Genomic DNA, 6,141 nt, shown 5'->3' with positions numbered 1-6,141 from the left:
GGCCCTGTACAGCCATTTACGGCTGTACAGGGCCCTTCTCTTAGACGATTCTCAGGAGCCGGCGTCCTGACGCTTCAGGCGCGCGGTGTCGCGAGCACGCGTGTTGGCGTCGAGGTTGACCTTGCGGATGCGGACGACCTCGGGCGTGACCTCGACGCATTCGTCGTCACGCGCGAACTCGAGGCTCTCCTCGAGGGTGAGCTGGCGCGGAGGGGTCATCGACTCGAAGGTGTCGGAGCTCGCCGCACGCATGTTGGTGAGCTTCTTCTCCTTCGTGATGTTGACGTCCATGTCGTCGGCGCGCGAGTTCTCGCCGATCACCATGCCCTCGTAGACCTCCTGCGTCGGCTGCACGAAGAACGACATGCGCTCCTGCAGCGCGATCATCGCGAACGGGGTGACGACACCCGTGCGGTCTGCGACGATCGAGCCGTTCTGGCGGGTCGTGATCGATCCTGCCCACGGCTCGTAGCCGTGGGAGATCGCGTTCGCGATTCCGGTACCGCGCGTCGTGGTGAGGAACTCGCTGCGGAAGCCGATGAGGCCGCGGGACGGGACGACGAACTCCATGCGCACCCAGCCGGTGCCGTGGTTCGTCATGTTCTCCATACGGCCCTTGCGGCCCGCGAGCAGCTGGGTGATCGCGCCGAGGTGCTCCTCCGGCGTGTCGATCGTCAGGTGCTCGAACGGCTCGTAGGTCTTGCCGTCGACCTTCTTCGTGACCACCTGCGGCTTGCCGACGGTGAGCTCGAAGCCCTCGCGACGCATGTTCTCGACGAGGATCGCCAGTGCGAGCTCGCCACGGCCCTGGACCTCCCAGGCGTCGGGACGCCCGATGTCGACGACCTTGAGCGAGACGTTGCCGATCAGCTCCTTGTCGAGACGGTCCTTGACCATGCGAGCGGTGAGCTTGTGGCCCTTGACCTTGCCCATGAGCGGCGAGGTGTTCGTGCCGATCGTCATCGAGATGGCGGGGTCGTCGACCGTGATCGCGGGAAGCGGGCGGACATCCTCGGGGTCGGCGATGGTCTCACCGATCGTGATGTTCTCGAAGCCGGCGATGGCGACGATGTCACCAGGGCCCGCGGACTCGGCCGGGTAGCGCTCGAGCGCACGCGTCTTGAGCAGCTCGGTGATGCGTGCGTTGCTCGTGGAGCCGTCTGCACGGACCCACGCGACCGTCTGGCCCTTCTTGAGCGTGCCGTTGAAGACGCGCAGGAGCGCGAGGCGCCCGAGGAAGGGGCTGGAGTCGAGGTTCGTGACCCAGGCCTGCAGCGGGGCTTCGTCGTCGTATGCCGGAGCGGGGACGTGCTCGAGGATCGCCTCGAAGAGCGGCTCGAGGTCGTCGTTGTCGGGCAGCGATCCGTCGGCCGGACGGTTGCGCGAGGCAGCACCGGCACGTCCGGAGGCGTAGACGCCGGGAACGTCGAGCAGCGCGTCGACATCGAGGTCGGGCACGTCGTCGACGAGGTCGGACGCGAGTCCGAGCAGCAGGTCGTGCGCCTCTTCCTCGACCTCGGCGATGCGAGCGTCGGGGCGGTCGGTCTTGTTGACCAGCAGGATGACGGGGAGCTTGGATTCGAGCGCCTTGCGCAGCACGAAGCGGGTCTGCGGCAGCGGGCCCTCGCTCGCGTCGACGAGCAGAACGACGCCGTCGACCATGGACAGGCCGCGCTCGACCTCACCGCCGAAGTCGGCGTGGCCGGGGGTGTCGATCACGTTGATCGTCACCTCGCCGTCCGTGGCGTGGACACCCTTGTAGGTGATCGCCGTGTTCTTCGCGAGGATCGTGATGCCCTTCTCGCGCTCCAGATCGTTGGAGTCCATCGCGCGCTCATCGACGTGAGCGTGTTCGCCGAAGGAGCCCGTCTGACGCAGCATGGCGTCGACGAGGGTGGTCTTGCCGTGGTCGACGTGCGCGACGATTGCGACGTTGCGGAGGTCAGAGCGGAGGGCGTGCGCCATGCATAAGTCCTAAAGAGTGTGGGTTTTTGCCGAGAAGCCGACGTTCCAGACTATCGTATGCGGCGAACCCCGTTCCTGTATGCCGGAAAGTACCATCGTGATCGTGACCGACACCGACTTCTCCCCCGCTCCGTCGCGTGCACGTCTGTGGTGGGAGATCGCGATCGTCCTCGCACTGGGGCTCGGACAATCTGCCGTCTACGCGGTCGTGCAGCTGGCCTACCGTCTCACCGACGAGACACCGCTGGCCGACCAGACGGCGACCCTCAACCCGTCCCGCAGCGATCGCGAGATCTTCGATCTGATCTATCAGGTCCTGTCGATCGGGTTCTCGATCGTCCCCGTGCTGCTCGTGTGCTTCCTGCTCTGGCAGTCGGCGAAGCCCCACCTGGGCCGACTCGGCCTCGACGGCACCCGCGTGGGTTCAGACGTCGGCCGCGGCATCCTCCTCGTCGCCGCCATCGGCATCCCGGGCCTCGGCCTCTATCTGGTCGGTCGGGCGACCGGGCTCTTCGTGGCCGTCAACCCCGCTGGGCTCGATGCCTACTGGTGGACGATTCCCGTGCTTCTGCTCGCAGCGGCCCGCGCCTCGCTGCAGGAGGAGTTCGTCGTGCTCGGATACCTCTTCGCACGACTGAAGCAGCTCGGGTGGGGGCCTTGGGCGATCATCTTCGCGACATCGGTGCTGCGAGCGAGCTACCACCTGTACCAGGGGCCCGGAGCCTTCATCGGGAACCTCGCGATGGGTCTGCTCTTCGGGTGGCTGTTCCAGCGCAGCGGGCGGCTGATGCCGTTCCTCGTGGCGCACTTCCTGATCGATGCGACGGTGTTCGTCGGCTACCCGTGGGCAGCGGCGACCTGGCCGGCGCTGTTCGGACTGCCCGGCTGACATACGGGCGCGGGCGCCTCGCTCAGGAGTTGGCGATGAGCACCGACACGACAGCCCAGAGCACGATGGCGCCGAGGGCGATCAGCGCCCGTGAGTCCCAGGTGCGTCGGATGGGAGCATCCGCCGCGGAGGAGGCAGCCTGCCAGCGGTCGCGGATGTCGGTCAGATCGCGGAGCCCGGCGGGCGCCTTGGCCTCGTCGTCACCGGAAGGCCGTCGCGCGGGACGCGCCCTCGCCGGACCGCCGTAGCTCGAGATGTCGGTGCCGTCATCGAGCGAGAACACCAGCTGCCAGCGCAGGTCGATGTCGCGCACCCGGCTCCAGCCGAAAGACGTGCGACGCAGCATGTTCTGCACCGAGGCGCCGCCCTCGTCGACGCGGACCACCGAGACGAAGGCGATCTCGTAGACGACCCAGAGCCCGAGCAGCACCCACGGGGCGAGCAGGAGCATCTGCCCCCAGCCGGCGCGCACGACGGCGTCGCCGAGCAGGAAGATCGCCAGCAGCGAGCACAGCACCAGGGATACGGGCCCGGAGGCCGCACGGAATGTCCGTGCGGCCTCCGGTCGAGGTTCGCTGCTCACTCTCAGTGACCGCCGAGGGTGATCGTCGCTCCGGGGATCGCCTTCAGCAGACGATCCGTGTACTCCTGCTGCGGGTTGGCGAAGATCTCGTCGACAGTGCCCTGTTCGACGATCTTGCCCTTCTCCATGACGCACACGAGGTCGCTCGACACACGGACGACCGCGAGGTCGTGCGTGATGAACAGATACGTGAGTCCGAGCTCGGACTGCAGCTCGGCCAGCAGCTGCAGCACCTGATCCTGAACCAGCACGTCGAGCGCCGACACCGCCTCGTCGAGGACGATGATGTCGGGCTTGAGCGCGAGAGCGCGCGCGATGGCGACACGCTGACGCTGACCGCCCGAGAGCTCGTTCGGGTACCGGGTCGCCAGCACGCGAGGCAGAGAGACCTGGTCGAGAAGCTCCTCGACCCGCTCACGCTGCGAGGCGCGGTCTCCCACACCATGGATCTGCATGGGCTCGGCGATCGTGTTGCCGATGTTGCGCAGCGGATCGAGCGAGCCGTACGGGTCCTGGAACACCGGCTGCATGCGCCGACGCAGACCGAACGCCTGCGCGTTCGAGAGCTTCGACACATCCTGGCCGTCGATCTCGATGGTTCCGCTGGTCGGCTCCTCGAGCTTGAGCACCATCTTGGCGACGGTGGACTTGCCGGAGCCCGACTCGCCCACCAACGCGAGCGTCTTACCCCGAGGGATCTCGAACGACACGTTGTCGACCGCGCGGAAGGCTTCACTGCGGAAGTTTCCCTGACGGATTCGGTAGTCCTTCGTGAGCCCCGCGACACGCACCGTCGGCGCGATGGCGGCGAGGTCGTCGAGTGTCTCGATCCCTCGGTCTTCCACCACGGCCTGGATGCGCTGCGACGCGACGCTGGGCGCCGCGGCGACCAGACGCTTCGTGTACGGGTGCTGCGGGTTCTCGAGGATCTCGCGGCTGGGACCGGCCTCGACGATGTTGCCGCCGTTCATCACGATGATCTTGTCGGCACGCTCGGCCGCAAGGCCGAGGTCGTGCGTGATCAGGAGCACCGAGGTGCCCTTGTCGCGCGTGAGGGATGCCATGTGATCCAGGATCACGCGCTGCACCGTCACGTCGAGAGCCGAGGTCGGCTCGTCGGCGATGAGCAGCTTCGGGTCGGCCGCGAGGCCCATCCCGATCAGCGCACGCTGACGCATTCCCCCCGAGAACTGGTGCGGGAACTGGTGCAGACGCTTCTCGGCATCCGCCAGACCTGCCTGCTGCAGAACCTCGACGGTACGAGCCTTGGCGGCCTCGCGTCCTTGGGCGATGCCGTTCGCACGGATCGCCTCCTTCACCTGGAAGCCGATGCTCCACACGGGGTTGAGGTTCGACATCGGGTCCTGCGGCACGAAGCCGATGTCCCGACCACGGACGGCCTCGATCTCACGACGGTTCAGTGTCGTGAGCTCGCGCCCCTCCAAGGTGATCGATCCTGCGGTGACCTGGCCGGTACCGGGCAGCAGGTTCACGATGGCCGTGGCCGTCGTGGACTTGCCCGAGCCCGACTCGCCCACGATCGCGACGGTCTCGCCGGGCATGATGTCGAAGCTGACTCCGTGGAGCACTTCGCGCAGACCCTCCTGCGTGCGGAAGGCGACGGTGAGGTCGCGGATGCTCAGCAGCGGGACCTGTTCGGGGATTCGCTCGCTCATCGGCGTGCCCTCGCCTTCGGGTCGAGGGCGTCTCTGATGAGCTCGCCCAGGGTGACGAACGCCAGCACCGCGAGGGTGAGCGCGATCGACGGATAGATGAGTGCCATCGGCGCGATCCGCAGCGAAGCCTGAGCATCGCTGATGTCGTTGCCCCACGACATCACGCCGCTCCCGAGGCCCACTCCGAGGAACGACAGGGTCGCCTCGGCGACGATCGCCCCCGCGAGCCCGAGTGTCGACACCACGAGCAGCGGAGCGATCGCGTTGGGGACGACATGGTTCAGGAGGATCTTGAACTTCGACTGCCCGAGCGCCTGAGAGGCCATCACGAAGTCGGCCTGACGCACGCGGCGCCCCTCGGCTCGCACGACACGGGCCGTCGAGGCCCACGCGAACCCGCCGATAGCGAACGCGAGAGTCCATACCGACCGAGAATCCCGGAACACCGTCATCACGACCACGGCCGCGAGGATGTACGGGATCGCGAAGAAGATGTCTCCGACGCGCGAGAGGATCGAGTCGAGCCATCCGCCGTAGAAACCCGCGAGGGCGCCCATGATCAGACCGAGGATCGATGCGATCACGGTTGCGATCAGACCCACCGCCAGCGAGGTCTGCGCGCCCCAGACGACGCGTGCATAGATGTCTCATCCCTGGAACGTGAACCCGAGGGGATGCCCGTCCGTCGGACCGCCGTTGCTGTTCGACAGAGAGCAGTCGTCGTTGGGCGGCGTCGCGGTGAACAGCGTGGGCCAGAGTGCCATCACGAGGAAGAACAGCGCGAGCACGACCGAGAACCAGAACAGCGGACGACGACGAAGGTCGAACCAGGCGTCGCGCCACAGATTGCTGGGCTTGTCGGATATCCGGACGGCGTCGACGGAGATCGACTCCGTCTCGATCGGAGCGACGTAGTGCTTCTGAGATGTGGGATCAGGCATAGCGAATCCTCGGGTCGAGCAGACCGTAGAGCAGGTCGATGAGAAGGTTCACCAGGACATACAGGATGACGAAGACGGTGACGAACG

Annotated in this window: 4 protein-coding genes and 1 pseudogene; 1 reads left to right on the top strand and 4 read right to left on the bottom strand. The window is 66.7% G+C overall.

The annotated features are described in order from the left end of the window. Positions 1-51 precede the first annotated feature (51 nt). On the bottom strand, positions 52-1,965 hold the full coding sequence (typA, locus tag J7E68_RS07010) for a translational GTPase TypA (RefSeq protein ID WP_215171155.1): 1,914 nt from the start codon (positions 1,963-1,965) through the stop codon (positions 52-54). Positions 1,966-2,068: 103 nt separating this feature from the next. Here typA and J7E68_RS07005 point away from each other — a divergent pair, with 103 nt between their 5' ends. After that, entirely contained in the window at positions 2,069-2,854 is a 786-nt protein-coding gene (locus tag J7E68_RS07005; RefSeq protein WP_396652490.1) for a CPBP family intramembrane glutamic endopeptidase, read from the top strand. Between the two features lie 22 nt (positions 2,855-2,876). Here the strand turns inward: J7E68_RS07005 and J7E68_RS07000 are convergent, their stop codons facing one another. From J7E68_RS07000 to J7E68_RS06990, 3 genes and pseudogenes are all read right to left on the bottom strand, one after another. After that, entirely contained in the window at positions 2,877-3,437 is a 561-nt protein-coding gene (locus J7E68_RS07000) for a PH domain-containing protein (protein WP_215171145.1), read from the bottom strand. Positions 3,438-3,439: 2 nt separating this feature from the next. Next, entirely contained in the window at positions 3,440-5,113 is a 1,674-nt protein-coding gene (locus J7E68_RS06995; RefSeq protein WP_215171143.1) for an ABC transporter ATP-binding protein, read from the bottom strand. Then, positions 5,110-6,054: pseudogene (locus J7E68_RS06990) on the bottom strand (ABC transporter permease). Before J7E68_RS06990 ends, J7E68_RS06995 begins: the two are co-directional and overlap by 4 nt. Positions 6,055-6,141 lie beyond the last annotated feature (87 nt).

The organism is Microbacterium sp. ISL-103, assembly GCF_018613995.1.
In the GTDB taxonomy this organism is placed as follows: domain Bacteria; phylum Actinomycetota; class Actinomycetes; order Actinomycetales; family Microbacteriaceae; genus Microbacterium.
The sequence above is the reverse complement of the archived record's forward strand: the minus strand, read 5'-3'. Positions and strand labels throughout refer to the sequence as shown.

Excerpts from the sequence above, each read along its gene's own strand:
- typA (WP_215171155.1), bottom strand. The coding sequence starts at position 1,965 with ATGGCGCACGCCCTCCGCTCTGACCTCCGCAACGTCGCAATCGTCGCG.
- J7E68_RS06995 (WP_215171143.1), bottom strand. The coding sequence starts at position 5,113 with ATGAGCGAGCGAATCCCCGAACAGGTCCCGCTGCTGAGCATCCGCGAC.